At 55.8% G+C, this 556-nt stretch carries 1 protein-coding gene; it reads right to left on the bottom strand.

Going from position 1 to position 556, the window contains the following annotated elements:
- The coding region (locus tag HVE01_RS19770; protein WP_252183166.1) for a biotin/lipoyl-containing protein at window positions 1-556 on the bottom strand (556 nt) is incomplete at both ends.

Genomic DNA, 556 nt, shown 5'->3' with positions numbered 1-556 from the left:
CCATCACGGGGCTTGTGAGAGGCCATCTGCGCTTCAGGGCTAGGCGTACCTTTGGGTGAAGCGGCAGACTTCTCACTTGACTGGCTAGTATTTGACTGACTGGCACTAGCGGACTGCGCTTTTTCCGGCGCCGCTTGTTTCGGGGCTGCTTTCTTAGCACCCGCCACTTCTATATAGCCAATCACATCGCCTTCAGAGACGGTATCACCCTCTTTTACGGTCAGCTCTAAGAGCTTGCCTTTGTAAGGGCTAGGCACGTCCATTGACGCTTTATCAGACTCCAAGGTGATCAACGGATCTTCTTCGTTGACCTCATCACCTGCCGACACACCAATTTCGATAATCGGCACGTCAGAAGAGCCTGACAAGTCAGGTACACGAATCTCTTTGCGCTCAGGCTCACCGCTACCGCTATCTTCTTCAACGGCCGGTTCTTCAGCAGCGCCTTGCGGCGCGCTGTTGGCTTGGCTTGCGGCTTGCGGTGCGTCTTCTTCAGCCGATGTATCCCCGCTGTCGCCAGCGATCTCCATCTGGCCGATCACGTCGCCTTCCGAGA

Origin of the sequence: Vreelandella venusta (genome assembly GCF_007989605.1) — a bacterium.
Classification (GTDB): Bacteria; Pseudomonadota; Gammaproteobacteria; order Pseudomonadales; family Halomonadaceae; genus Vreelandella; species Vreelandella venusta.
Note: the sequence above shows the minus strand (reverse complement) of the source record. Positions and strands in the feature narration are given on the sequence as shown.